The 25,082-nt window shown below is 59.6% G+C and carries 23 protein-coding genes; 13 read left to right on the forward strand and 10 right to left on the reverse strand.

The window, feature by feature from the left end:
• Positions 1–45: 45 nt before the first annotated feature.
• Positions 46–1,101 (reverse strand): DUF5671 domain-containing protein, encoded by a 1,056-nt coding sequence (locus CR254_RS02315; protein ID WP_097928188.1) that lies wholly within the window; start codon positions 1,099–1,101, stop codon positions 46–48.
• A 96-nt stretch (positions 1,102–1,197) separates the two neighbouring features.
• Here CR254_RS02315 and irr point away from each other — a divergent pair, with 96 nt between their 5' ends.
• From irr to CR254_RS02380, 13 genes are all read left to right on the forward strand, one after another.
• The gene (gene irr, locus CR254_RS02320; RefSeq protein ID WP_097928189.1) at positions 1,198–1,629 is read left to right on the forward strand and encodes a Fur family transcriptional regulator Irr; all 432 of its coding nucleotides are present in this window, start codon (positions 1,198–1,200) and stop codon (positions 1,627–1,629) included.
• Between the two features lie 104 nt (positions 1,630–1,733).
• Entirely contained in the window at positions 1,734–2,756 is a 1,023-nt protein-coding gene (locus CR254_RS02325) for a PhoH family protein (RefSeq protein ID WP_245851347.1), read from the forward strand.
• Positions 2,756–3,250, forward strand: a complete 495-nt coding sequence (gene ybeY, locus CR254_RS02330) for an rRNA maturation RNase YbeY (RefSeq protein ID WP_180955862.1) — start codon at positions 2,756–2,758, stop codon at positions 3,248–3,250. Before CR254_RS02325 ends, ybeY begins: the two co-directional genes overlap by 1 nt.
• 40 nt (positions 3,251–3,290) lie before the next feature.
• Positions 3,291–4,208, forward strand: a complete 918-nt coding sequence (locus tag CR254_RS02335; protein ID WP_097928191.1) for a hemolysin family protein — start codon at positions 3,291–3,293, stop codon at positions 4,206–4,208.
• Positions 4,205–5,764 carry an apolipoprotein N-acyltransferase gene (gene lnt / locus CR254_RS02340; protein ID WP_097928192.1) on the forward strand — a complete coding sequence of 520 codons (1,560 nt, stop codon included), beginning with the start codon at positions 4,205–4,207 and terminating at the stop codon, positions 5,762–5,764. The genes CR254_RS02335 and lnt overlap by 4 nt, the downstream gene beginning before the upstream one ends.
• A 238-nt stretch (positions 5,765–6,002) precedes the next feature.
• A complete protein-coding gene (gene sucC, locus CR254_RS02345; RefSeq protein ID WP_097928193.1) occupies positions 6,003–7,196 on the forward strand; it encodes an ADP-forming succinate--CoA ligase subunit beta in 1,194 nt (397 codons plus the stop codon).
• Between the two features lie 98 nt (positions 7,197–7,294).
• Complete coding sequence (sucD, locus tag CR254_RS02350) at positions 7,295–8,179, forward strand: succinate--CoA ligase subunit alpha (RefSeq protein WP_097928194.1); 885 nt, start codon at positions 7,295–7,297, stop codon at positions 8,177–8,179.
• 59 nt (positions 8,180–8,238) lie between these two features.
• Positions 8,239–9,000 (forward strand): sulfotransferase family protein, encoded by a 762-nt coding sequence (locus tag CR254_RS02355; protein ID WP_097928195.1) that lies wholly within the window; start codon positions 8,239–8,241, stop codon positions 8,998–9,000.
• Positions 8,997–11,954, forward strand: a complete 2,958-nt coding sequence (locus tag CR254_RS02360) for a 2-oxoglutarate dehydrogenase E1 component (protein WP_097928196.1) — start codon at positions 8,997–8,999, stop codon at positions 11,952–11,954. The genes CR254_RS02355 and CR254_RS02360 overlap by 4 nt, the downstream gene beginning before the upstream one ends.
• A 1-nt stretch (position 11,955) precedes the next feature.
• Complete coding sequence (gene odhB, locus CR254_RS02365) at positions 11,956–13,425, forward strand: 2-oxoglutarate dehydrogenase complex dihydrolipoyllysine-residue succinyltransferase (protein WP_097928197.1); 1,470 nt, start codon at positions 11,956–11,958, stop codon at positions 13,423–13,425.
• A 259-nt stretch (positions 13,426–13,684) separates the two neighbouring features.
• On the forward strand, positions 13,685–14,671 hold the full coding sequence (locus CR254_RS02370) for a glycosyltransferase family 2 protein (RefSeq protein WP_097928198.1): 987 nt from the start codon (positions 13,685–13,687) through the stop codon (positions 14,669–14,671).
• Positions 14,664–16,049, forward strand: a complete 1,386-nt coding sequence (gene lpdA, locus CR254_RS02375; RefSeq protein ID WP_097928199.1) for a dihydrolipoyl dehydrogenase — start codon at positions 14,664–14,666, stop codon at positions 16,047–16,049. The genes CR254_RS02370 and lpdA overlap by 8 nt, the downstream gene beginning before the upstream one ends.
• 72 nt (positions 16,050–16,121) lie before the next feature.
• On the forward strand, positions 16,122–17,399 hold the full coding sequence (locus CR254_RS02380; RefSeq protein WP_097928200.1) for an alpha/beta hydrolase family protein: 1,278 nt from the start codon (positions 16,122–16,124) through the stop codon (positions 17,397–17,399).
• On the opposite strand, the gene CR254_RS02385 is transcribed toward CR254_RS02380, so the two are convergent.
• The 9 genes from CR254_RS02385 to cmk form a co-directional block, all read right to left on the reverse strand.
• Positions 17,396–18,070, reverse strand: coding sequence for a hypothetical protein (locus CR254_RS02385; RefSeq protein ID WP_097928201.1), 675 nt, complete (start codon positions 18,068–18,070; stop codon positions 17,396–17,398). The genes CR254_RS02380 and CR254_RS02385 overlap by 4 nt on opposite strands.
• A 46-nt stretch (positions 18,071–18,116) precedes the next feature.
• Positions 18,117–18,905, reverse strand: coding sequence for a tryptophan synthase subunit alpha (gene trpA / locus CR254_RS02390; protein WP_097928202.1), 789 nt, complete (start codon positions 18,903–18,905; stop codon positions 18,117–18,119).
• 124 nt (positions 18,906–19,029) lie between these two features.
• Complete coding sequence (locus CR254_RS02395) at positions 19,030–19,404, reverse strand: hypothetical protein (protein WP_097928203.1); 375 nt, start codon at positions 19,402–19,404, stop codon at positions 19,030–19,032.
• Between the two features lie 42 nt (positions 19,405–19,446).
• Positions 19,447–20,667, reverse strand: coding sequence for a tryptophan synthase subunit beta (gene trpB, locus CR254_RS02400; protein ID WP_097928204.1), 1,221 nt, complete (start codon positions 20,665–20,667; stop codon positions 19,447–19,449).
• A 292-nt stretch (positions 20,668–20,959) separates the two neighbouring features.
• Entirely contained in the window at positions 20,960–21,622 is a 663-nt protein-coding gene (locus tag CR254_RS02405) for a phosphoribosylanthranilate isomerase (protein ID WP_097928205.1), read from the reverse strand.
• On the reverse strand, positions 21,619–21,954 hold the full coding sequence (locus CR254_RS02410; RefSeq protein ID WP_097928206.1) for a lipopolysaccharide assembly protein LapA domain-containing protein: 336 nt from the start codon (positions 21,952–21,954) through the stop codon (positions 21,619–21,621). Before CR254_RS02410 ends, CR254_RS02405 begins: the two co-directional genes overlap by 4 nt.
• A gap of 23 nt (positions 21,955–21,977) precedes the next feature.
• The gene (gene ihfB, locus CR254_RS02415; RefSeq protein WP_097928207.1) at positions 21,978–22,259 is read right to left on the reverse strand and encodes an integration host factor subunit beta; all 282 of its coding nucleotides are present in this window, start codon (positions 22,257–22,259) and stop codon (positions 21,978–21,980) included.
• A gap of 269 nt (positions 22,260–22,528) precedes the next feature.
• The gene (gene rpsA, locus CR254_RS02420) at positions 22,529–24,211 is read right to left on the reverse strand and encodes a 30S ribosomal protein S1 (protein WP_097928208.1); all 1,683 of its coding nucleotides are present in this window, start codon (positions 24,209–24,211) and stop codon (positions 22,529–22,531) included.
• Positions 24,212–24,409: 198 nt separating this feature from the next.
• Positions 24,410–25,030, reverse strand: coding sequence for a (d)CMP kinase (gene cmk, locus CR254_RS02425; RefSeq protein ID WP_097928209.1), 621 nt, complete (start codon positions 25,028–25,030; stop codon positions 24,410–24,412).
• Positions 25,031–25,082: the final 52 nt, after the last annotated feature.

Here is a 25,082-nt window from a genome sequence, read left to right on the forward strand (position 1 = left end):
AATGTTGCTCACGCCCTCTTACCATTGGACAAGAGGCCCTCGCAATCAACGAATCCGCCCTGTGATGCATCCGGTTTGCACATCGAACAGCCAGCTACGCCCGCTACGCTGAAATTCCGTATCATCGTGCAATGCAGCAAAGTCGGCGCAAATCCGGAAACTGCGATCATCCAACCGTTCATACCGATACGGTGCATCCGTTTCAGGATCACGCAAAGTGACCGGCGCGACGTCCTGCATGGGGCAAAACGCGATCGCCTCCTCAACATTCAGGCCCAGCGGCAGGGCACCCGCGTCAGGGCACCGCAGATGGGTGGCAAGATTGCGAATATCCGCGAAACGCTGCTCATCCAGCCGCTGATCGCGGACCGAGGCAGGCACCCCCGTCGCCAGCAGCGTCCATACGACCAAGCCCGCAGTCACAGCAGCACCAACCCACAGCACCAACCGCTTTGCCCGACCGTCGCTGGCGGGGTCCAGATCACTGCGCCCGATGCACCAAACCCCACCCGCGACCAGCGCAACCACCAACGCCTTGAGGATAAACCGCAACGTCAGCTCACCATTCAGCAGCGCGTAGATTGAGTAAATGGCATCGCAGGCAAAGGTTATCGCCGCGACCATCAACATCAGGCCCAACGCGCCCCTGCGCACCCTCGCCGCGCGCTTGACCTGATTGCGCGCCAAATCGCGATCAATCCATGTCACCAGCAGGCCATAGACCGGCGCGGCAACGATCAACGTGGCCAAGGCCCAACGCGCCTGCTCTGCCCGACCTGCCGATGCACGATCCAACGGCTCAGGCAGCAGAAACTCCAGCAGACCATGGGTCAACGTCACGATATTAAATGCCGTGATGGACAGCGCCGCCAGCAATAGCAGATAGACCAGCAGATCCAGCACCGAGAAGCTGGCACGCGGCTGCGGCACCGGCGGCATATTCTCAGCACGCGGCCCCAAATCGGCCCAACCCGATAGCGCATCGTCAATATCGCGGGCGGGCCAACCGGCACTGATCAACTGCGCACGCACAGTGGAATGGTCCAATCCACGCTCCAATGCGCGCTCAACATACAGTGAAACCGGGTCAATCCTGGCCAAATCTTATGCTCCCATGTGACGTTCCGCCGCCTGCGCTGGTAATACGTGACGAAATTCATATACTATAGGTATGAACTCAAAATTGAAGTGCATCGCATGACCCAGAACACCGCCTCGACGCTATCTCCCCGCCGTGCCCATCAGTGGCTGGCACAGGCAGATCTGCGCCCAACGCGGCAGCGGCTCAGCCTGGCCGAACTGCTGATCGGGGACGGCCAGAACCGGCACGTTACGGCTGAAAGCCTGCACCATTCTGCCTGCCGCGCCGATGTCTCGGTGTCCCTTGCCACAGTCTATAACACCCTGCGCGCCTTTTGCGATGCGGGCCTGATGACTGAGATTACGGTGGACGGCACACGGTCCTATTTCGACACACGCATCGACGATCACCCCCATTACTATTGGGAGGAGGACGGCACCGTCACCGATGCCCCCACCGATTCCGTGAAATTCGAACGCCTGCCCGAACCGCCCGAGGGCGCGGAGATCGCAAAGGTCGATGTCGTCATCCGCCTGCGCAAAAGCTGAGCGGGCGCAATCCAAATAACAGGCCGCATCGCATTCACCCCTTGTGAAGCGGCCCATAGCGCGCCACCTTTATTGCACCGCAATTCCGACCGGGAAGGATTCCCTTGGCGTCTGAGATCGTGACCACACCGCCCACCGCTGACAACGCCCGGATCGAGCAGATCGTCAGCTTCCCTGACAACATGCTGCTGATCGAACTGATCGGCCCCCATGGCGTGAACCTTGCCAAGATCGAGCAATTGCTCGGCGTGGCCATCAGCCATCGCGGCAATGAATTTTCGATCACAGGTGAAGGCGCAGATGTCACCCGCACCGCCGAAACGCTCAGCACGTTATATGAGCGGCTGGAGCAGGGAAAACAGGTCGAATCCGGTGATGTAGACGCCGCCATCCGGTTGGGCCGTTCCGCCGTAGGCACCGAACCCCAGCCCGGCGATCAGGTCGAAATGTTCCCCGGCGCCGGTGATCGCGTACAATTGCGCACCCGTAAGAAAATCGTTGAGCCGCGCACCCAGACCCAAAAGGCCTATGTCCAGCAACTGATGGAACATGAGCTGGTCTTCGGCCTTGGCCCTGCGGGCACGGGTAAAACCTATCTGGCCGTGGCCGCCGCCATGCAATATTTTCTGGACGGCGATGTTGACCGCATCATCCTGTCGCGTCCGGCGGTTGAGGCTGGTGAACGGCTCGGCTTTCTGCCCGGCGATATGAAGGAAAAAGTCGATCCCTATATGCAGCCGCTCTACGATGCGCTGAACGACTTTATGCCGGCCAAGCAGGTTGAAAAACTGATCGAGGATAAGCGCATCGAAATCGCGCCCCTCGCCTTTATGCGCGGTCGCACGCTGTCCAACGCCTTCGTTATTCTGGATGAGGCGCAAAACGCCACCACCATGCAGATGAAGATGTTCCTGACCCGTCTGGGCGAAAATTCCCGCATGGCGATCAATGGCGATATGAGCCAGATCGATTTGCAGCGCGGCGTCACCAGTGGACTGGTCGAGGCGGAGCGCGTGCTGCGCGGCGTTAAGGGCATCGGCTTCACCCACTTCACCTCCGCTGACGTGGTGCGGCACAAATTGGTGCAGCGCATTATCGAGGCATATGACCGCGACCCTGCCACCTGATGACCACGCTCGATATCGTTCTTGAGGATGACCGCTGGGAACAGCTTCCTCTCACCCGCATCGCAGATACCGCCACCCGCGCGGCCCTATCCGCCGTCACCGCGTCCGAGGGGTACGAAATCGTGCTGATGGCCTGCGGTGATGCGCGGATTGCGGAACTGAACGCCGAATTTCGGGGCAAGCCAACGCCGACCAACGTGCTCAGCTGGCCTGCCTTTGACCTCGCACCGCTATCCGCCGGTGAAACACCGCCCTCGCCCCCCGCACCCGATGGGTTCGACGACGCGCTAGGCGATATCGCACTGGCATATGAGACCTGTGTGCGTGAGGCACGCGAACAGGGTAAGTCCGTTGAGGACCATTTGACCCACCTGATCTTGCACGCAACACTGCATTTACTCGGCTATGACCACGAAACTGACGAAGATGCGACACTTATGGAAGCAATCGAGACTCGCGCTCTTGCCTCTATCGGTATAGCCGACCCATATTAGCACCAGCAGGCACGCCGCCTGCACTATGAGCGCGAGGACGATGAACGACAGTTCCGAAGGCCAATCTGGCGCGGCGCAGAGCGCGCAGCCAGATGAGGCGAGTGAGAGACAGGCCCCCCTTACATGGGCGGGCAAGCTGGGCCGTTTTCTAAGCGGCAACAGCGCAGAAGAAATCGACGAATCAGGGCAAAGCGCGATGGAGCGCGTGTCCGAGGCAGGCGCGCGTGAAATGCTCGTCAATCTGGGTAAGATGCGCGACATGCGTGTCGAGGACGTCGCCGTCCCCCGTGCCGATATCGTCGCGATTTCCAAGGATGATGACCTAGACACAATCATGCAGGTCTACCGCGACAGCGGCTATACCCGCCTGCCCGTCTATGACGACACTTTGGACGATCCACAGGGCTTTTTGCACCTCAAGGACCTGACACTGCGCTACGGCTTTGGCGCGGATACCACAAATATGGACATCATGGCGCTAATCCGGCGCATCCTGTTTGTGCCGCCCTCCATGCCCTTGGGCGCGCTGCTGCAACGGATGCAGAACACGCGCATCCATATTGCGCTGGTGATTGATGAATATGGCGGCGTTGACGGCTTGGTCACGATCGAGGATCTGCTGGAGGAAATCGTCGGCGATATCGAGGATGAGCACGACACCGAGGAAGCCAGCATGTGGCGCGAGGAAAGCCCCGGCATCTTCATCGCCAATGCCCGCGCCGAATTAACGGATTTCGAGAAGGTCGCAGGCGTCGATCTGCTGTCGGACAAGCTGGATGAGGAGGTCGATACCCTCGGCGGCCTGGTCTTCATGCTGATCGGGCGCGTACCGGAACGGGCCGAGGTTATCTCGCATCCTGACGGCCACGATTTCGAGGTCGTCGATGCCGATGCCCGCCGGATCAAGCGTCTGCGCGTGCGTATCGCCGATCAGGAACAAAGGGTTGAGCCTGCATGAACCCACAGATTGCCAGCATCCCGCAGGCCCTAACCAGCCTTGCGGCCCTGCAACGTTGGGGGCGATTGCTGGTCATCGTACTGGCGGGGGCCTGCCTGACATTCGCACAGCAACCATGGGGATTCTGGCCCGCGCTGCTTTTCGCGCTGCCCGTCATCATCTGGCTGTGGTGGGCGCGCCCCGGTTTCTGGCAGGCCGCATTAACCGGCTGGGCCGCTGGATTCGGCATGATGCTGGTCGGATTGTCATGGATTGCTGAGGCTTTCCTCGTCGACATTGCCCGCCATGGCTGGATGATCCCCTTTGCGATTGGCGGACTATCCGCTGGCTTGGCCCTGTTCTGGGGGGCCGCCTTTGCACTGGCCCGCTGGATCGCGCCCCGCCCCGGAGTGTTGTCGGTGGTGGTGCTCGCACTTAGCCTGACCGCGCTGGAAATGGCGCGGACTTATGTGCTGACCGGCTTCCCATGGGGCATGCTCGCCTATGGCTGGATGAACACGCCGGTGGCGCAAATCTCGGCCTCGGTCGGGCCACATATGCTGAACCTGCTAACGCTGCTGATCGCGGGCCTGCTGGCCTGTAATGGACGTTCGCAATGGCCCACAATTGCCGCCGCAACCCTTCTGATGGCGATATGGCAAATCGGTGCAACACGACTGGCACAGCCGGTTCCCCTGCGCGCCGATGAATACACAGTGCGCGTCGTGCAACCCAATGCAAATCAACGTGAAAAATGGCTGCCTGAACATATTCCGACCTTCTATAACCGCGCATTGGATGCCAGCCGTGGCGGTGATTACGACGCCGTCATCTGGCCCGAAACCGCCGTCCCGCAACGGATCGAAACCCCCGCCGTACAACTGGCCGGTTTGATCTATGCGTGGGACGATATTTCGCAGGCAACCGATGGCCGCCCCGCTATTGTGGGCACCCGCCGGACAGAACCGGAGCCGGACTGGATCAACTGGTACAACTCCCTCGCGATTGTGGGACAGCGCGGCGAAATCCTCGGCCAATATGACAAGCATTCACTGGTTCCAGCGGGTGAATACCTGCCCTTCGAACGCCAACTTGCGCGCCTCGGCCTGCGGGCCATCGCGTCCAATACACCGGGTGGATATGTCCCCGGCGAAGGCCCGCAATCCATCGCGATTGACGGCATGCCACGGGTGTTGCCGCTGATCTGCTACGAGGCGATCTTCCCCCATGAATTGCGCACATCCGGCCCGCGCCCTGAATGGATTGTGCACATCACCAATGACGCATGGTTCGGAAATACTGCTGGCCCGTGGCAACATCTGGCGCAGGCACGGTTCCGCGCAATTGAGCAGGGGCTGCCACTGGCCCGTGCGGCCAATACCGGCATCTCAGCAATAATCGATCCCTATGGACGGCTTTTGCAAACGCTTCCGATTGGTGAGGACGGGTATTTGGAGGGTATTCTACCCGCACCGATTGCCCAGCCGCTATATGCGCAAACCGGTGACCTACCGGGGGTGACACTGGTGCTGGCCGGATTGGCCGGATTCGCTGCGGCAAGACGTCGCGCCACATAGCGATTCGCCTCACAGCGTTAATTTGTGATCACATGAAAAATTCGTGTGATCACAATTGCGAAAATTTCACCCAACTTCCCCAATTCATACCGCAAATCATTTGAAAAAACCGTTCAGCCACCATACCGTAGCGCCCGACAGGATCGGACCTCCGATCGCTTCATACCGTGCCACATGGCGCGGCTCGCACTGATCGGATCGGGCCAGACCCCGTCCAGCCACTACAAAGGATTGCGCGATGAACATTCACGAGTATCAGGCCAAGCAACTGCTAAAGGCCTATGGCGCCCCCGTTTCCGACGGCCGCGTTGTGCTCAAGGCTGATGAAGCCAAGACAGCGGCTGGCGAACTCGACGGCCCATTGTGGGTTGTTAAGGCGCAGATCCACGCAGGTGGCCGCGGCAAGGGTTCCTTCAAGGAAGAGAGCGCTGGCGAAAAGGGCGGCGTCCGCCTCGCCCGTTCGGCTGAGGAAGCCGCTGATGAAGCGCACAAGATGCTGGGCCGCACATTGGTCACACATCAGACCGGCCCGGCAGGCAAGCAAGTAAACCGCATCTACATCGAGGACGGCTCGGATATCGAGCGTGAATTGTACCTCTCGATGCTGGTTGACCGTGAAACCTCGCGCATCTCCTTCGTCTGCTCGACCGAGGGCGGCATGGACATCGAGGAAGTTGCTGCCTCCACCCCCGAGAAGATCATCAGCTTCTCCGTCGATCCGGCATCCGGCCTGTCCGGCTTCCACGGCCGCCGCGTCGCCTTCGCCCTCGGGCTTGAGGGCGGTCAGGTCAAGCAGTGCGTCAAACTCATCAACCAGCTGTACAAGCTGTTCGTTGAGAAAGACCTCGAAATGCTCGAGATCAACCCGCTGATCGTCACCGACAAGGGTGACCTGAAATGTCTCGACTGCAAAATGGGCTTCGACGGCAACGCGCTGTATCGCCACTCCGACGTCATGGCCCTGCGCGATGAGACCGAGGAAGACGCCAAGGAACTGGCCGCGTCCAAGTTCGACCTGAACTACATCGCCCTCGACGGTGAAATCGGCTGCATGGTGAACGGCGCCGGTCTGGCCATGGCAACCATGGACATCATCAAGCTGTACGGCGCCGAGCCTGCAAACTTCCTCGACGTTGGTGGCGGTGCGACCAAGGAAAAGGTGACCGAGGCGTTCAAGATCATCACCTCCGATCCGCAGGTGAAGGGCATTCTGGTCAATATCTTCGGCGGCATCATGCGCTGCGACGTCATCGCCGAGGGCGTGATCGCCGCGGTTCAGGAGGTCGGCCTGCAAGTTCCGCTGGTTGTCCGTCTTGAGGGCACGAATGTCGAGAAGGGCAAGGAGATCATCAACACCTCCGGCCTCGCCGTCATCGCCGCCGATAACCTCGCCGACGCTGCTGAGAAAATCGTGAAGGCCGTCAAAGGCTAAGCCGTAGGGTGGGTGGTTCCGGCACGGCCGGTTTCACCCACCATCTCCATATATGGTGGGGCGCGTCCCCACCCTACGCCAGTTTCAAGGAGGCCCTCATGGCCGTACTCGTCAACGAAAACACCAAGGTGATCTGTCAGGGCCTCACCGGCTCGCAGGGCACATTCCACTCCGAGCAAGCGATTGCCTACGGCACGCAAATGGTCGGCGGCGTCACCCCGGGTAAGGGCGGTTCGTCCCATATCGGCCTGCCCGTATACGACACAGTGGCCGAGGCGCGTTGGGCAACCAAGGCGAACGCAACCGCGATCTACGTGCCCCCACCCTTCGCAGCCGATGCGATCCTTGAGGCGATCGACGCCGAGATGGAACTGATCGTCTGCATCACCGAGGGCATCCCCGTTCTCGACATGATGAAGGTAAAGCGCGCGCTTGAGGGATCGTCCTCGATCCTGATCGGCCCGAACTGCCCGGGTGTTATCACACCTGACGCCTGCAAGATCGGCATCATGCCTGGCCACATCCACAAGCGTGGCTCGGTCGGCGTTGTGTCCCGCTCCGGCACCCTGACATACGAGGCTGTTGGCCAAACCACAGCGGCGGGTCTGGGCCAGTCGACCTGTATCGGTATCGGCGGCGACCCCATCAAGGGCATGGAGCACATCGACGCGCTCGAATTGCTGCTGGGCGATCCAGAGACTGAATCCATCATCATGATCGGTGAGATCGGCGGCTCGGCCGAGGAAGAAGCCGCACAGTTCTACGCGGATGAGGTCAAAGCTGGCCGTGGTAAGCCAATCGCAGGCTTCATCGCGGGCCGCACGGCCCCTCCCGGACGCCGCATGGGCCACGCTGGCGCGATCATCGCCGGCGGCAAGGGCGGTGCAGAGGACAAGATCGAAGCCATGCGCATGGCCGGTTTCTCCATCGCCGAAAGCCCTGCTGATCTGGGCAAGGCCGTGCTGGAAGCTATCGGTAAATAAATCTACCGGTCGGGCGCACCACTGCGCCCGACCTAATTCACCCGCATCACGGACCGGGCATGCTGCTGTCGCACACTCATAAGCTCATCTTTCTCAAGACGCGAAAGAGCGCTTCAACCTCGGTTGAGATGCTGCTGGAATCGTTTTGCCGGAATGATGGCGCCGATGTGTTGGAACGCACTGCACAACGGATCAGCGATGCCGGCATTGTTGGCAGCAGACGCGACCTTAGCTGCGCTGATGACATATGGTGGAACCACATGCCTGCGCAGGATGTGCGCGATAATCTGCCCTGCGATATCTGGAACAGCTACCTAAAAATCACCACCGTCAGAAACCCGTTTTCCGCGGTGCATTCGCTGTTCAACTACCACACGAAACGCAGCATACCGCGTGGATTCATCGCGTTGCTGCTCTACAAATTGCGCTTTCGCCACTGGGTGCGCCGCCGCCTTCGCAAGGAATGGTTCGGCGATGAACATATCGTGTCAATAAATGGACAACTGGTGATTGACCGCTTCGTGCATTTTGAGCATTTGGGCGAAGACTTGGCGGATTTGATCGCAGAACTTGACCTGCCGATCGACGCGACCACCTTGCCGCGGACGAAGATTTCTAAACAAGCGGGAATCGCTTACGATATGACTGACCTCTACGATACGCGCACTGCGGATATCGTGCGTGCGCGTTACAACTGGGCCTTTAACGGGTTGGGGTATTCTCCTCGGCTTGAGGATTCAGCCCTTCCACCCGCCCGATTTCAGCGCGCGGATAAATCACGGGTAGCCACTCCCGATAGCCCCGCCCGGAGTTCGATATGACCGACCAGAGTTCCAACGACCAGCAACGCGCTACGTCCTTTCTACAGGGGCATAACGCGGAATATGTGGAACAGCTCCACGCGAATTATGCTGCCGACCCTGCGTCGGTGGATGAAAGCTGGCAGGATTTTTTCCGCCAGTTGGATGAGGACGACACCGCGCGCAAGGCCGCGACCGGTCCCTCATGGGCGCGCAATGACTGGCCCCCTGTTCCCTCCGGCGACATGGTTGCCGCGCTGACCGGCGAATGGGATGAGGCCGCACCAGCGGACATCGCCAAAAAGGTAACGACCAAGGCGGCGGATAAGGGTGTGACCCTGAACGACGCGCAGGTTCGCCAGTCGGTGATCGACAGCATCCGCGCGATCATGCTGATCCGCGCCTACCGTATTCGGGGCCATCTGGCCGCCAATCTGGACCCGCTGAACCTAAAGGATCCCGAGGATCACCCGGAGCTGAAGCCCGAAACCTATGGCTTCACCAAGGACGATTACGACCGCAAAATCTTCCTCGACAAGGTTCTGGGGCTAGAGGTCGCAACCCTGCGCGAAATCCTCGACATCGTCAAAAGCACCTATTGCGGCACATTCGCGATGCAGTACATGCACATCTCGAACGCCGAGGAGGCTGGCTGGCTCAAGGAACGGATCGAGGGCTACGGCAAGGAAATCGCCTTCACCCGTGAGGGGCGTAAGGCGATCCTGAACAAATTGGTTGAGGCCGAGGGCTTCGAGAAATTCCTGCACGTCAAATATATGGGCACGAAGCGTTTCGGTCTGGATGGCGGCGAGAGCCTGATCCCTGCGATGGAGCAGATCATCAAACGCGGTGGCGCGCTTGGTGTGCAGGACATCGTGGTCGGCATGCCGCACCGTGGCCGCCTGTCGGTTCTGGCCAACGTGATGGGCAAACCCTATCAGGCGATCTTCAACGAATTTCAGGGCGGCAGCTACAAACCTGATGAGGTCGAAGGCTCGGGCGATGTGAAATACCATCTCGGCGCGTCCTCGGACCGTTCGTTTGATGGTAACAATGTCCACCTGTCGCTGACCGCGAACCCTTCGCACCTTGAGGCGGTAAACCCCGTCGTTCTGGGCAAGGTCCGCGCGAAACAGGAACAGCTCAACGATATCGAGCGCACCAAGGTGCTGCCGATCCTGCTGCACGGCGATGCCGCCTTTGCAGGTCAGGGCGTTGTGGCGGAATGTTTCGGTTTGTCGGGCCTCAAGGGGCACCGCACCGGCGGCACGATCCATATCGTTGTGAACAACCAGATCGGCTTCACCACTTCGCCGCATAACTCGCGGTCCTCGCCCTATCCAACCGATATCGCGATGATGGTTGAGGCGCCGATCTTCCACGTGAACGGCGATGATCCGGAGGCCGTGGTCCACGCCGCCCGCGTCGCGACCGAGTTCCGCCAGAAGTTCCACAAGGATGTCGTCATCGACATCTTCTGCTACCGTCGCTTTGGTCACAACGAGGGGGATGAACCGATGTTCACCCAGCCTCTGATGTACACAGCGATCAAGAAGCAGAAAACCACGCTGCAACTCTATACGGAGCGTCTGGTCCGCGACGGCCTGATCCCCGAGGGTGAGATCGAGGACGCCAAAACCGCGTTCCAGGCCCGCCTGAACGAGGAATTCGAGGCAGGCAAGGATTACAAACCGAACAAGGCCGACTGGCTGGACGGTCGCTGGTCCGGCATGGGCAAGGCTAATCAGGCAAACTACCAGCGCGGCACCACTGCCGTTGCCGAGGATCAGTTGCGCACCGTTGGCGCCGCGCTAACCCGCCTGCCCGATGGCTATAGCCCGCACCGCACAGTGTCGCGCCTGCTCACCTCCAAAAAGGAGATGATCGATAGCGGCAAGAATATCGACTGGGCCACAGCCGAGGCTCTGGCCTTTGGCAGCCTGCTGACCGAGGGATATCCGGTCCGCCTGTCCGGTCAGGATTCCACACGCGGCACGTTCTCACAGCGCCATTCCGGCATTATCGACCAGCAGACCGAGGAACGGTATCTGCCGCTCAACCATATCTCGTCCGATCAGGCGGAATATGACGTTGTTGACTCGATGCTGTCCGAATATGCGGTGCTTGGCTTTGAATATGGCTACTCGCTGGCGGAACCGAACACGCTGACCCTGTGGGAGGCACAGTTCGGTGACTTCGCCAACGGTGCGCAGATCATGATCGATCAGTTCATCTCCTCGGGTGAAAGCAAATGGCTGCGGATGTCCGGCCTCGTGATGCTGCTGCCCCATGGGTATGAGGGTCAGGGACCGGAGCATTCGTCGGCGCGTCTGGAACGCTTCCTGCAAATGTGTGGCGGTGATAACTGGATCGTCGCGAACTGCACGACACCGGCGAACTACTTCCACATCCTGCGCCGCCAGATGCACCGCTCGTTCCGTAAGCCGCTGGTTCTGGTCACGCCAAAATCGCTGCTGCGTCACAAGATGGCCGTCAGCACGCTTGCCGAAATGTCCGAGGGTTCGTCCTTCCACCGCGTTTTGTGGGATGATGCGCAGCACGGCAATTCGCAGATGCAATTGGCCGAGGACGCAAAGATCAAGCGCGTCGTCATGTGTTCGGGCAAGGTTTACTACGACCTGCTGGCCGCACGTGATGAGCAGGAGCTGGACGATGTCTACCTTCTGCGGATCGAGCAGTTCTACCCGTTCCCCGCTCAATCGTTGAGCAAGGAGCTGGCACGCTTCCCCGATGCGGAAATCATCTGGTGTCAGGAGGAGCCCAAAAATCAGGGCCCTTGGACATTCATCGAACCGAACATCGAATGGGTTCTGGGCCGCACCGGTTCCAAGGCCCAGCGTCCGCGCTATGCCGGTCGCGCCGCAGCCGCCTCGCCCGCCACGGGCTTGGCCTCGCAACACAAAAAAGAACAGGACGCGCTCGTAAACGATGCGCTGACCGGAAAAGGAAACTGATATGAGCACCGAAGTCCGCGTCCCCGCCCTGGGCGAGTCCGTAACCGAAGCAACCGTAGCTACATGGTTCAAAAAGCCCGGCGATGCCGTCGAGGTCGATGAGATGCTGTGTGAGCTGGAGACCGATAAGGTCACGGTTGAGGTTCCTTCCCCCTCCGCAGGCACCTTGGGTGAAATCGTGGTGGCTGAGGGCGAAACCGTCGGCCCCGACGCCCTGCTGGCAACAATCGCCGCAGGCGGCGCCGCTGCCGCACCGGCCAAAGCCGAGGCTGCGCCTGCCGCCGCCGAAAGCATCGACATTCCCGTCCCCTCGCTGGGCGAATCCGTGACCGAGGCGACAGTCGCCACATGGTACAAAAAGGTCGGCGATAGCGTCGAAGCGGATGAGATGATCGCCGAGCTGGAAACCGACAAGGTTTCCGTCGAGGTTCCCGCACCACAGGCAGGCACCATCACCGCGATCCACATCGCGGAGGGCGACACAGTTGCCGCTGGCGGTATCCTCGCTGCAATGTCCTCGGGTGGAGCGGCCGCCGCTCCTGCCGCTGCCGCACCAGCAGCCCCTGCCGCGGCACCTGCTGCATCGGGCAAGGATGTTGAGAATGCACCATCGGCCAACAAGCTGATGGCGGAAAAGGGCATCGACCCCTCCTCCGTTTCCGGCTCCGGCCGCGATGGCCGCATCATGAAAGAGGACGTGATGAACGCCGTTGCGAAACCCGCAGCAGCCGCACCGGCAGCCCCCCGCGCGCCAGTCTCCGCTGACGATGCCGTGCGTGAGGAGCGGGTGAAGATGACCCGCCTGCGCCAGACCATCGCCCGCCGCCTAAAGGACGCGCAGAACACCGCCGCCATGCTGACCACCTATAACGAGGTGGACATGAAGGCGGTCATGGACCTGCGCAACAAGTACAAGGCGGAATTCGAGAAGAAGCACGGCGTCCGCCTCGGCTTCATGTCCTTCTTCACCAAGGCATGTATCCACGCGCTCAAGGAAGTTCCTGAGGTTAACGCAGAGATCGACGGCACCGACGTTGTGTACAAGAAATTCGTACATATGGGCGTCGCCGCCGGTACGCCAACGGGCCTCGTCGTTCCGGTTATCCGCGATGCGGACCAGATGTCCTTTGCCGGCATCGAAAAAGAGATCGGCAAAATGGGCAAAAAGGCCCGCGACGGCAAACTGTCCATGGCAGAGATGCAGGGCGGCACGTTCACCATCTCGAATGGCGGCGTTTACGGCTCGCTGATGTCCTCGCCCATCCTGAACCCACCGCAGTCCGGTATCCTCGGCATGCATAAAATTCAGGACCGCCCCGTGGTGGTAAACGGCGAAATCGTCATCCGCCCGATGATGTATCTGGCCCTCAGCTACGATCACCGCATCGTGGACGGCAAAGGCGCAGTAACCTTCCTCGTCCGCGTGAAGGAAGCTCTCGAGGATCCGCAGCGCCTGCTGATGGACCTGTAATATTTCGGGCGGCGTGGCATCCAGTCTACGCCGCCCACCCCACTAGAAGGTCGATTATGACCCCCGAACACAGATCTTGCCCTAGCCGGCCCATTACATGCCGCTCGGTCTATCCTAATGGCGTTTCGCGTGAACGCGCAGTTCGGCATCGCCCAAACATCGCCCGCACCGTTAACATTTTCACGGATCACGATCGCTGCCAGCCGCAGAGCAGCCTAATAGCAGCCACAGCGCAGCCACCTATTTCGAGTGTTAACCAATGACCGCTGCCACTGCCCCCATCCTCGTGACATGCATGAAAAACGAGGGCATTTTTCTGCTGGAATGGGTCGCCTATCACCGCGCCATCGGCTTTGACGCGATCACGATCAACACCCATGAATGCAGCGACGGCACCGACCTGATTTGCGATCACCTCGCCGAACTTGGCCTGATCGAACACGTCAGAAACGAAGTGCCGACAGGTGCGAACGCGCAGCGTAATGCCTTGGAAAACCTGCTGAAACGCCCTGACATTCACGCACGCGATTGGCTTTTGCATATCGCGGCGGATGAATTTCTGGCCATTTCCGTGGGTGAGGGCAAGCTGAACGACCTGCTTGAAACCATGCCCAAAACCGCCGACGTGCTGGCACTGCACTGGCGCAGCCTTGGCAATGGTCAGGATCTGGAATGGTCCCCCAGCATGGTTATCGAAAACTGGACTGGCAGCCGCCCCAAACCGCCGGTGCGGCTGGATCGCCATAAGTCCATGTTTAAGCCTAGTAAATTCCAGTCGGCAATCGACCACATGCCCAAAAAGCCGACGACAACAAATATCGAAATCGTGAATTCCGCAGGGCAAATCCTGCCCTCGCATTCCGTTCACCACGCGGTCCGCGAATCCTATCGCGCAGGGCCCGAAAAGGCGACATGGCAGAACGCCTCGATCCATCATTACGCGCTGAAAACACAGGATGTTTTCCGCTTAAAGGGGATGCGCGATAGCGGCGCAGGCACCGTGGATCAGAAATATGCGATTGGGGGAAAGCTGTGGCAGCGCAATCGTGGTGGCGGCACGAAATGCGACACTGCCCTACGCCATCTAACTGAAACAAAAGACGTTCTTGCTGATATGCGCGCGGACCAAACACTCTCGCAGCTGGAAAAAGCGGCTCAGGGTTGGTTTATCGCGCGACGCGACCAAATGTACAAACAGGACCGCATAAACGCGGAAACGACCACCGAAGGGAATCACCATGGCTGAATATGACGTCATCATCATCGGAGCAGGCCCCGGCGGCTATGTTTGCGCGATCCGTTGTGCCCAACTGGGCCTGAAAACCGCTTGTGTTGAGGGACGTGAAACCCTCGGCGGTACTTGCCTGAACGTGGGCTGCATTCCGTCCAAGGCGATGCTGCACGCATCGGAATTGTACCACGAGGCCACCACCAACTTCACCAAAATGGGCCTGATGGGTCAAAGCCCGTCAATCGACCTGCCAAAAATGCTGGAATACAAGCAGGACTCGGTGAACTCGAACACTGGCGGCATCGAATTCCTGTTCAAAAAGAACAAGGTAGATTGGATCAAGGGCTACGGTTCCATCCCCGAGGCTGGCAAGGTCACGGTCGGCGACACCACCCACACCGCCAAGCATATCGTCATCGCAACCGGCTCCGAGGCCGCCAGCCTGCCCGGCGTTGAGGTTGACGAAAAGGTCGTCGTAACCTCGACCGGCGCGCTGGAGCTGAGCAAGGTTCCAAACAAGATGGTCGTCATCGGCGGCGGCGTGATCGGACTGGAGCTTGGCTCCGTCTATTCCCGTCTCGGCGCAGAGGTCACAGTGATCGAATTCCAGGACGCAATCGTTCCGGGTGCCGATGGTGAAATCCAAAAGAACTTCCTGAAAATGCTCAAGAAACAGGGCCTCAAATTCGAACTGGGCGCCGCCGTTTCCGGCACTACGATCAAAAACAAGAAGGCGACCGTCAGCTATAAAAAGCGCAAGGACGATAGCGAGCACGAGATCGACGCAGATATCGTTCTGCTGGCCACCGGTCGCCGCCCCTACACCGATAATCTCGGCCTCGATGCGCTCGGCGTTGAGATGGAGCGTGGCATGATCAAAACGGACGGTCACTGGGGCACCAACGTCAAAGGCATCTACGCCATTGGCGACGTGATCGCAGGCCCGATGCTGGCCCATAAGGCCGAGGATGAGGGCATGGCCGTCGCCGAAACAATCGCCGGTCAAAAGGGCCACGTTAACTACGGGGTAATCCCCGGCGTGATATACACCCATCCAGAGGTCGCCAATGTCGGCAAGACCGAGGAACAGCTCAAGGAAGAGGGCCGTAAATACAAGGTCGGCAAATTCCCCTTCATGGGCAATGCACGGGCCAAGAGCCATTTTGCGGGCGAAGGCTTCGTGAAGATGATCGTCGATGCGGAAACAGACCGCATTCTGGGCGCGCATGTCATCGGCCCAATGGCCGGCGATCTGATCCACGAGGTTTGCGTTGCCATGGAATTCGGCGCCGCGGCTGAGGATCTGGCTCGTACCTGCCACGCGCATCCGACCTTCTCCGAGGCGATGCGTGAGGCCGCGCTGGCCTGCGGCGATGGCGCAATCCACGCCTGAACAACACTGTTCGGGCGGTTGCGTTTAGCCGCCCGAACGCTACGGTCCCCTCACAACAATGAGGAGAGCGTGATGAGAATTCTGACAGCCTTGGCGGTGCTTTTGATGCCGATTACGGCAAGTGCGCAGAACCGGATCGACTTGGTCCGCCCTGACGCGCCACAGCTTGCCGCACGCGGCGAATACGCCATTGGCGTGCGCACCGTGACATTGACCAATCCCGACGTGATCGACATCGTCAACGTAACGGCGGATGCACAGCCCCGCTACGACCGCCCGCTGACCGTTGAAATCTGGTACCCGGCCCACGCACAGGATGGTGACACGACGCTGACGACATTCCTGCGCGACGGCACCACACAGGCCCAGTTGCAAGGGCAAGCGGTTCGCGATGCAGAGGCGCTGGAGGGTGAATTCCCCTTGGTCATCCTGTCTCACGGCTATCCCGGAAACCGCTATTTGATGAGCCACCTGGGCGATAATCTGGCATCCAAGGGCTATGTCGTTGCCTCCATCGACCACACGGATTCGATCTATTCCGACCTCGGCGCATTTGGTTCAACCCTGTATAACCGCCCAGTGGATCAGCATTTTATACTGGATACCTTACTAGGTCAGGACAGCCCGATTGCGGGTCAGGTTCTAACGGATCGGACTGTCATCGTCGGCTATTCGATGGGCGGCTACGGCGCGCTGATCTCCGCCGGTGCGGGCGTTACACAAACCAGCGTTGACTATAGCTGGGGCGCGCCGCAGGGGCTGCTGGCGCGGCATCTGGCGGGCTCTGACAGCCACCAGCAGCTAATGGATGACCGGTTGAAGGGTATCGTCACCATCGGTGCATGGGGCCGCAATCAGGCATTCTGGGACGCTGAGGGCCTGTCAGGCATCGACATCCCCACGCTCATCATGGCGGGCAGCGTGGATGACGTCTCGGACTATCAAAACGGCCTGCGTCCGATCTTTGAGGAAATGACCGGCACCGATCGGCATCTGCTGACCTTTGAGAACGCGAACCACAACGCCGCAGCCCCCATGCCTGCCCCCGCGAACAGTTGGGAAATGTCCGAGGCCCTCGGCTTCACCCCGTTTGAGCATTACGAGGATGCGGTCTGGAACCAAACGCGGATGAACAATATCGCACAGCACTTCGTCACGGCCTTTGTAGATCAGCACCTCAAGGGGATGCAGGATCGCGCCAGCTATTTCGACCTGACCGAATATGCCGCGGATGGTGTGATCGCGCTGGAGGAGGACGGCACCCCGACAGCAGAGCACACCTATTGGCAGGGCTTCCCCGCCCGTTCCGCCGTTGGCCTGCGGATGGAGCATCGCAGCGCCGGAAATTAGGGTACGGATATCGCGGGCAAAATATCGATCCCGAAAACGTATACAGCAAACGGCAGTGGGGCCATTGGCAGCCCCACCGCCAACACGAACTTCACCGGATGAAAGGCCCGCGACAGCCCCGCCAACAGCGATATTCCGCCCGCGCCGCCAATCAGCACATTCCCCGGCAAAACCACCAATACGGCCAGCGCGACATAGCGCCAGCCGATCAGCCGCGCGACCCATGGATGCGCACCGAACAGGCCCAGCAGGCGCTCCTGCTCTGAAAAACCCGCTCCCGCCTGTAGGTATCGCAGCTTTTCCTGCAAGCCAACCCTGACCAGCAGCGGCGCAAACCAAGCACGCGGTGCAATCCGGCCCAGGCTGAACGTAAAGGTCAGGCCGCACACACTGGCCAGCCAGACGACAGGCGCCGTTTGCGGGCCGAACACCATCATAATGGCAAAGCCCAGCGTCACCCCCGGCACAAATGGCAGTGCCAGCAGCATGGCGTAGCCAAAGAGCAGCATCGCCAGCAGGTTATGTTTCACCGAATAGGCCAGCAGATCGCCACGCACCTGCGTCAGCCCCGTATATTCCGATATGGCCAGCAGAACCGCCCCCGCGATCAACACGAGGACGATAATCCGGCCAATAACGATCAAAAAACGGGAGGAGTGAGGATCAGCCACGCGACATCACCCCGAACACAGCCCGCTATCAGGCCGCGTGGGCACCTTACCCATGCGCCCCTGCGGCAAGCTCCGCGACGAAGGCCAGAACCTGCTCAGCGCTGTCACCACGGGCCATACGCTCCACTATGGCGGAACCGACAACGACGCCATCGGCAACCTTTGCCATTTCGGCGGCTGCCTCGGGTGTTTTGATGCCGAAACCAACACAAACGGGCAGATCGGTCTGCGCCTGAATGCGGGCAATCTCTGGTCCAACGCTGGCGGCAGATGCCTCAGCCGAGCCGGTAATGCCGGTGATCGACACGTAGTACACAAAGCCGGAGGTGTTTTGCAGTACCTTCGGCAAACGCTTGTCATCGGTGGTTGGGGTGGCCAAACGGATGAAGTTCAGGCCAGCCTCCTGCGCGGGCAGGCACAGCTCGGAATCTTCCTCAGGGGGCAGATCCACGATGATCAGGCCGTCGGCGCCTGCCTCGGATGCCTCAGCCAGAAACAGGTCCACGCCCTTGGAGAAAATCGGGTTGTAATAGCCCATCAGCACGATTGGCGTGGTGTTATCACCGGTGCGAAATTCGCGCACCATCGCCAGTGTTTTGTCCAGTGTCATGCCCGCCTCAAGCGCGCGCTGACCGGCCAGTTGGATCGCGGGACCATCCGCCATAGGGTCGGTGAACGGCATCCCGATTTCGATGATATCCACACCGGCTGCGGGCAATCCACGCAGGACATCGGCGCTCATCTGCGGCGATGGATCGCCCGCCATGATGAAGGATACAAAAGCGGTGCGCTCGGCCTTTGCCAGCTCTGCGAATTTGGTGTCGATGCGGGTCATGGGGCCTCGGTTCCGATCTATGCTTGGCGCTGATATTCAAACGGGGCGCGCCCGATCACAAGCCCGCCCCGTCACATCTTATGCAGAAATATTCCGATTGCCGGAATTAACCGGCATGGAAGACTCAGTCTTTGCGGAAAAACTTGTTCTCGCGTGGCTTACCGTCCCAGCCGGGCTTGCCACGGGGCTTGTCGTCACGGTCGCCGCCGCGATCACGGTCGCCGCCCTTGTAGCCGCCACGGTCGCCGCCCTTGTTAAAGCCGCCGCGATCGCCGCCTTTGTTAAAGCCACCACGGTCGCCGCCCTTGTTGAAGCCGCCGCCGCGTGTGTCCTCGCGCTGTTCCCACTTTTTCAGCAGAACGGTCGCGAATGTGTCGCGGCCGATGACGCCCTCGTTGCACCATACGGTCGACGCGGTGTCGCCATCGGTGGATTCAACTGCCATACGCATCGAGCCTGCGGTGAGTACGACGATATCGCCGATCTGAAAGTCAGCCATTTTTTCTATCCTTCACAGGGGGCATTTAACCCCGTCCATATATCAAATATTTTCACCCAGCGCCTCGGCCACGGTGAAGATGTCCTTGTCGCCCCGACCGCACATATTCATGACCAGCAGATGGTCCGAGGGTAGAGTCGGTGCAAGCTTGGCTACATGCGCCAAAGCGTGGCTTGGTTCAAGGGCCGGAATGATTCCTTCCGTAACGCAACACATCTGGAATGCGTCCAGTGCCTCACGATCGGTGGCGGAAACATATTCGACGCGGCCAATATCGTTCAACCACGAATGCTCTGGCCCGATGCCCGGATAGTCCAGACCAGCGGAGATCGAATGCCCCTCCAGGATTTGGCCATCATCATCCTGCAACAGATAGGTCCGGTTGCCGTGCAGTACACCCGGACGCCCGCCGGTTAGCGAGGCAGCATGCTCCATCCGGTCATCTACGCCGTGGCCACCGGCCTCTACCCCGATGATCCGAACATCCTCATCATCCAAAAACGGGAAGAACAAGCCCATCGCGTTTGATCCACCACCGATACACGCAACAAGGCTATCCGGCAGACGGCCCTCACGCTCCATGATCTGCTCTTTGACTTCCTTGCCGATGATCGACTGGAAATCACGCACCATCGCGGGATAGGGGTGCGGGCCAGCAACCGTGCCGATGCAGTAGAACGTATCGTCCACATTGGTCACCCAGTCGCGCAACGCCTCGTTCATCGCATCCTTTAGCGTACCACGGCCCGAGGTCACGGGAATAACCTTCGCGCCCAGCAGGTTCATGCGGAAGACGTTCGGCTTTTGCCGCTCCACATCGGTTGCGCCCATGAACACGATGCATTCCAGACCGAAGCGCGCGCAAACTGTCGCTGTCGCAACGCCGTGCTGACCCGCGCCGGTTTCCGCGATGATCCGCTTCTTACCCATGCGCCGCGCCAGCAGGATTTGGCCCAGCACGTTGTTAATCTTGTGCGCGCCGGTGTGGTTCAGCTCATCTCGCTTCAGGTATACCTTGGCCCCGCCGAATTTCTCGGTCAGGCGCTCGGCGAAATAGAGTGGGCTGGGGCGGCCGACATAGTGTTTCCACAGATCGTCCATTTGCGCCCAAAAGGTCGGGTCCGTCTTGGCCTTCTCGTACTCTGCCTCCAGATCGAGGATCAGCGGCATCAGCGTTTCGGAGACAAAACGCCCCCCGAACTGGCCGAACCGTCCCTGTGCGTCAGGACCGGCGGAATAGGAGTTAGGCGCGTGGCTGGTCATTTTGGGTCGTCCTGATGCTAGATTTCTATGTCGTTCTACAGTGCGCGACGGCCTGCGTCGATATCTGCAAGCGGTTGGAATTCAGTGCTGAACAAAAAAAGTGCGGTCAGCATGAAACTTTCCGGCTGAAACATAGTTTCTACTATATCGGGCCAAACATGACGATCATTTCAATCTGTCCCTGAAATGCTCCTCATCGCCCGATAGGCAGGTCGGTGGTGCGTCCTGCCGCGTGTGGAATTTCTGCATGTCCCTATACGCCGCTCGTTCCCCGGGAACGGGCGGCGCTTTTTTATACCAGCCGTGGCGGCATTGGCCCTAGCTGCGCAATGAACCGGTCAATCTTGTCCAGATCCTTCACGCCAGCCGCGCTCTCAACCCCACTGGAAACATCCAGCTGGTTCGCTCCGGTCAGATTCGCTGCGCGCAATGCATTGTCCGGCGTCAGGCCACCGGCCAACATCCATGGAGTGGGCCAGCGCCGCCCCGAGAGCAGCGACCAGTCAAAGGCAACGCCGTTCCCACCGGGTAGATCAGCACCTTTGGGCGGCTTTGCGTCGATCAGCAGCTGATCTGCAACCTCGGCATAGATATCAATCTGCTCCAGATCCTCAGCCCCGCGAATGCCCACGGCCTTCATCACCGGCAGGCCATACCGAGCGCGAATCTCGGCCACGCGCTCAGGGGTTTCGTTGCCATGTAGCTGCAACATGTCCAGCGGCACCGCATCGTTGATCGCATCAAGCGTTTCGTTGTCGGCATCAACCACCAGAGCAACTTTGCACACACCCGGCGGCACATCGGCCGCCAGTTCGCGCGCTAGCTCAATGGAAATATTGCGGGGCGACTTGGGGAAAAACACGAAGCCGACATAGGCCGCCCCCGCATTAACCGCCGCCGCAACGCTGTCAACCGTGGTTAGGCCGCAGATTTTTGCACGTATTGCAGTGGTCACTTCAACAGCTCCAGCACGTCATCCTCCACCGCGCCGCTATCACGACGCAGGGTGGTCACCTCACGCTCCAGCGCGACAATCTGACGCCGACGCTGTTTCGCAACTGTGCGGGTGCGCTGATCGCGCAACCATTCCCAGAACCAGCCAAGGGCAAAGCCCCCGGTCGCCATAACGATCATCACGACCGATAGCGGCATCTGCTGATTCCATGTGGTCAAGAAACCCAGCTGCGATGGCAGCAATTCCACTGTCACCGTTTCACGGTTTGCAATAATCAGCAAAACGATCAGCACAGCCAGAATGGCCAGCAGGGTCATCTTCAAAATGCGCATATCAAGTCTCCCTCAGCGCGGGATCACTTGCCGTTCAAACGGTCCCGCAGCAATTTGCCTGTCTTGAAGAAAGGTACGTGTTTTTCCTCGACGTCAACAGCTTCCCCTGTTCTGGGGTTCCGTCCAAGGCGCGCTTCGCGCTGTTTTACGGAAAATGCACCAAAACCTCGTAACTCAACCCGGTTGCCGGAGGCCATCGCCTCAATGATCTCATCGAATACGGTTCCGACAATACGTTCAACATCCCGTTGGTATAAGTGTGGGTTCTCTTCGGCGATTTTCTGAATAAGCTCCGATTTAATCAAGGTTCAATATCCCTCGTACGGCGGTTGGCCCGCGTTCACAATTTCAGACATCTGTGACACGTCCCGAACCTACGTGGCAAACCGAAAATGCCAACGAAATAAGGCTTTTAGCTGAGTTCTGCCGCCACAATTCGCTCAACCATGGGTGTAACTCGTTGTAATATAGTTATATTGTCGGGAATTTCTGTACCAAATGGTACACTTTCCACAGAATGGAAAAGGGCACCGCTGCGATGCAGCGATGCCCCTAAAACGACTATTGTCGTGACTTACTCGTCGTCACGGCCCTTCAGCGCCGCGCCGAGGATGTCGCCCAAGGACGCGCCAGAATCAGAGGAACCGTACTGCTCAACGGCTTCCTTCTCTTCTGCGATCTCACGTGCCTTGATCGAGAGGCCAAGACGACGGGACGCCTTGTCGATCTGGGTGATGCGCGCATCAACCTTGTCACCGACGGAGAAACGCTCGGGGCGCTGCTCGGAACGGTCACGCGACAGGTCGGAACGACGGATGAAGGCCTTCATGCCATCATACTCGACCTCGATGCCGCCCTCTTCGATGGAGGTGACGTTGACGGTCACAACCTGGCCACGCTTGATACCATCAACCGCGCCGTCGAAGCTCTCGTCCAGTGCCTTGATCGACAGGGAGATACGCTCACGCTCCGGGTCGATCTCGGTGACCTTCGCGCGAACGATGTCGCCCTTCTTGTAGTCCTCGATGGCCTCTTCGCCACGGCGATCCCAGTCGATATCGCTGAGGTGAACCATGCCGTCGATGTCGCCATCCAGACCAATGAACAGACCGAATTCGGTGATGTTCTTGACCTCGCCCTCGACCTCGGTGCCGGGAGGATACGCAGCTTCGAAGTTCTCCCAAGGGTTACCCTGAGTTTGCTTGAGGCCGAGCGACACGCGACGCTTCGCGGTGTCGATCTCCAGAACCATGACTTCCACTTCCTGCGAGGTGGAGACAATCTTGCCCGGGTGAACGTTCTTCTTCGTCCAGGACATTTCGGAGACGTGTACCAGACCCTCAACACCAGGCTCCAGCTCAACGAATGCGCCGTAGTCAGTGATGTTGGTAACGCGACCGGTGTGACGGCTGTCGATTGGGAACTTGCCCTCGACATCATCCCATGGATCAGCCTGAAGCTGCTTCATGCCGAGCGAGATACGCTGGGTATCTTTGTTGATCTTAACGACCTGAACCTTGACGGACTCGCCGATGTTCAGAATCTCGTTCGGGTGGTTCACACGGCGCCATGCCATGTCGGTAACGTGCAACAGCCCGTCAACGCCGCCCAGATCGACGAATGCGCCGTACTCGGTGATGTTCTTAACAACACCCTCGATCACGTCACCTTCGGTCAGCTTGCCAACGATCTCGGCGCGCTGCTCGGCGCGGGACTCTTCGAGAACCGCACGACGCGATACAACGATGTTACCGCGACGGCGGTCCATCTTCAGTACCTGGAATGGCTGGGGCAGACCCATCAATGGGCCGGCATCGCGCACGGGGCGCACATCAACCTGCGAACCTGGCAGGAACGCAACAGCGCCGCCCAGATCCACGGTGAAGCCACCCTTGACGCGACCGAAGATTGCGCCCTCGACGCGCTCCTCTTTCTCGTATGCTTTCTCCAGACGGTCCCATGCCTCTTCGCGGCGGGCCTTATCGCGGGAGATGACAGCTTCGCCACGGGCGTTTTCAACGCGCTCGAGGTAAACCTCAACTTCGTCGCCTGGGGCGATTTCAGCTTCCTGGCCGGGCTGTGCGAATTCTTTCAGCTCGACACGGCCTTCCATTTTGTAGCCGATGTCGATGATGGCCTGTCCAGCTTCGATAGCGATGACAGTACCTTTGACAACAGTTCCCTCTTCGGGGGTTGTCAGCTCGAAGCTCTCGTTCAACAGTGCTTCGAAATCTTCCATACTTGTTTGAGTAGCCATACTGGCGCAGTCTCCTAAAGGTCGATTTTCACGGGCCTGGCGGTTGGTTCCGCCGGTCTTTCAAAGGTTGATGTCGGACCGGCCAAACGGTGCACAAAACCACCCGATCGAAATTCGATCGGGGATTCGCATACTGAACGGAGTCCGGGCGACGGGCGGGTCTATACGCTGTTTAGCGCAAGAGGGCAAGCATAGGGCTTAACGCTGCGCCTCGATGTGATGAATAGCCTGCGCCACGGCATCCTCAATCGACATATGCGTTGTGTCAAACACCACCGCATCATCCGCCGGACGCATCGGCGCCGCATCGCGTGAGGCATCGCGGCGGTCGCGTTCACGCAGATCCTCCAGCACGTCCTCAAGGCTAAGGTCAGGTCGCGTGCGCACCAATTCCGCGTGACGCCGCTTTGCCCGTTCCTCGTCCGAGGCGGTCACAAACAGCTTCGCCTCGGCTTCGGGACAGACAACCGTGCCGATATCACGGCCATCCAGAACAGCCCCACCGGCGCGGCGAGCAAAGGCATGTTGCCAATCCAGCAGCGCCGCACGCACGGCGGGCATTGCGGCAACAACCGATGCAGCCTGCCCCGCATCTGCGGTGCGCAGGTCGTCCCGCTCCAGATCATCCTCGGTCAGGGTGCGGGCCGCACGCTCCGCCGCCGCAAGGTCCAGCGCGCCAAAGGACAGCGCCCGCGCACCGGTTGCACGGTACAGCAAGCCGGTATCCAGATGGGCAAAGCCGAAATGGGCCGAGACCGCCTTGGCAATCGTTCCCTTTCCAGCCGCGGCTGGCCCGTCGATGGCAATTGTGAAGCTCACACCGCTCTCCCGCTTGTTTCCTACATCATTTCGGTGCGCGACAGGGTCACGT

It is taken from the genome of Pontivivens marinum, from assembly GCF_900231835.1.
Taxonomy (GTDB): domain Bacteria; phylum Pseudomonadota; class Alphaproteobacteria; order Rhodobacterales; family Rhodobacteraceae; genus Pontivivens; species Pontivivens marinum.

What these genes read in the sequence shown, in the direction of transcription:
- sucD (WP_097928194.1), top strand. Translation starts at nt 7,295, where the DNA reads ATGGCCGTACTCGTCAACGAAAACACCAAGGTGATCTGTCAGGGCCTC.
- CR254_RS02360 (WP_097928196.1), top strand. Translation starts at nt 8,997, where the DNA reads ATGACCGACCAGAGTTCCAACGACCAGCAACGCGCTACGTCCTTTCTA.
- trpB (WP_097928204.1), bottom strand. Translation starts at nt 20,667, where the DNA reads ATGACCAGCCACGCGCCTAACTCCTATTCCGCCGGTCCTGACGCACAG.
- CR254_RS02410 (WP_097928206.1), bottom strand. Translation starts at nt 21,954, where the DNA reads ATGCGCATTTTGAAGATGACCCTGCTGGCCATTCTGGCTGTGCTGATC.
- rpsA (WP_097928208.1), bottom strand. Translation starts at nt 24,211, where the DNA reads ATGGCTACTCAAACAAGTATGGAAGATTTCGAAGCACTGTTGAACGAG.
- CR254_RS02335 (WP_097928191.1), top strand. Translation starts at nt 3,291, where the DNA reads ATGAACGACAGTTCCGAAGGCCAATCTGGCGCGGCGCAGAGCGCGCAG.
- trpA (WP_097928202.1), bottom strand. Translation starts at nt 18,905, where the DNA reads ATGACCCGCATCGACACCAAATTCGCAGAGCTGGCAAAGGCCGAGCGC.
- lpdA (WP_097928199.1), top strand. Translation starts at nt 14,664, where the DNA reads ATGGCTGAATATGACGTCATCATCATCGGAGCAGGCCCCGGCGGCTAT.
- CR254_RS02355 (WP_097928195.1), top strand. Translation starts at nt 8,239, where the DNA reads ATGCTGCTGTCGCACACTCATAAGCTCATCTTTCTCAAGACGCGAAAG.
- sucC (WP_097928193.1), top strand. Translation starts at nt 6,003, where the DNA reads ATGAACATTCACGAGTATCAGGCCAAGCAACTGCTAAAGGCCTATGGC.
- CR254_RS02380 (WP_097928200.1), top strand. Translation starts at nt 16,122, where the DNA reads ATGAGAATTCTGACAGCCTTGGCGGTGCTTTTGATGCCGATTACGGCA.
- CR254_RS02395 (WP_097928203.1), bottom strand. Translation starts at nt 19,404, where the DNA reads ATGGCTGACTTTCAGATCGGCGATATCGTCGTACTCACCGCAGGCTCG.
- CR254_RS02370 (WP_097928198.1), top strand. Translation starts at nt 13,685, where the DNA reads ATGACCGCTGCCACTGCCCCCATCCTCGTGACATGCATGAAAAACGAG.
- odhB (WP_097928197.1), top strand. Translation starts at nt 11,956, where the DNA reads ATGAGCACCGAAGTCCGCGTCCCCGCCCTGGGCGAGTCCGTAACCGAA.
- ybeY (WP_180955862.1), top strand. Translation starts at nt 2,756, where the DNA reads ATGACCACGCTCGATATCGTTCTTGAGGATGACCGCTGGGAACAGCTT.
- irr (WP_097928189.1), top strand. Translation starts at nt 1,198, where the DNA reads ATGACCCAGAACACCGCCTCGACGCTATCTCCCCGCCGTGCCCATCAG.
- lnt (WP_097928192.1), top strand. Translation starts at nt 4,205, where the DNA reads ATGAACCCACAGATTGCCAGCATCCCGCAGGCCCTAACCAGCCTTGCG.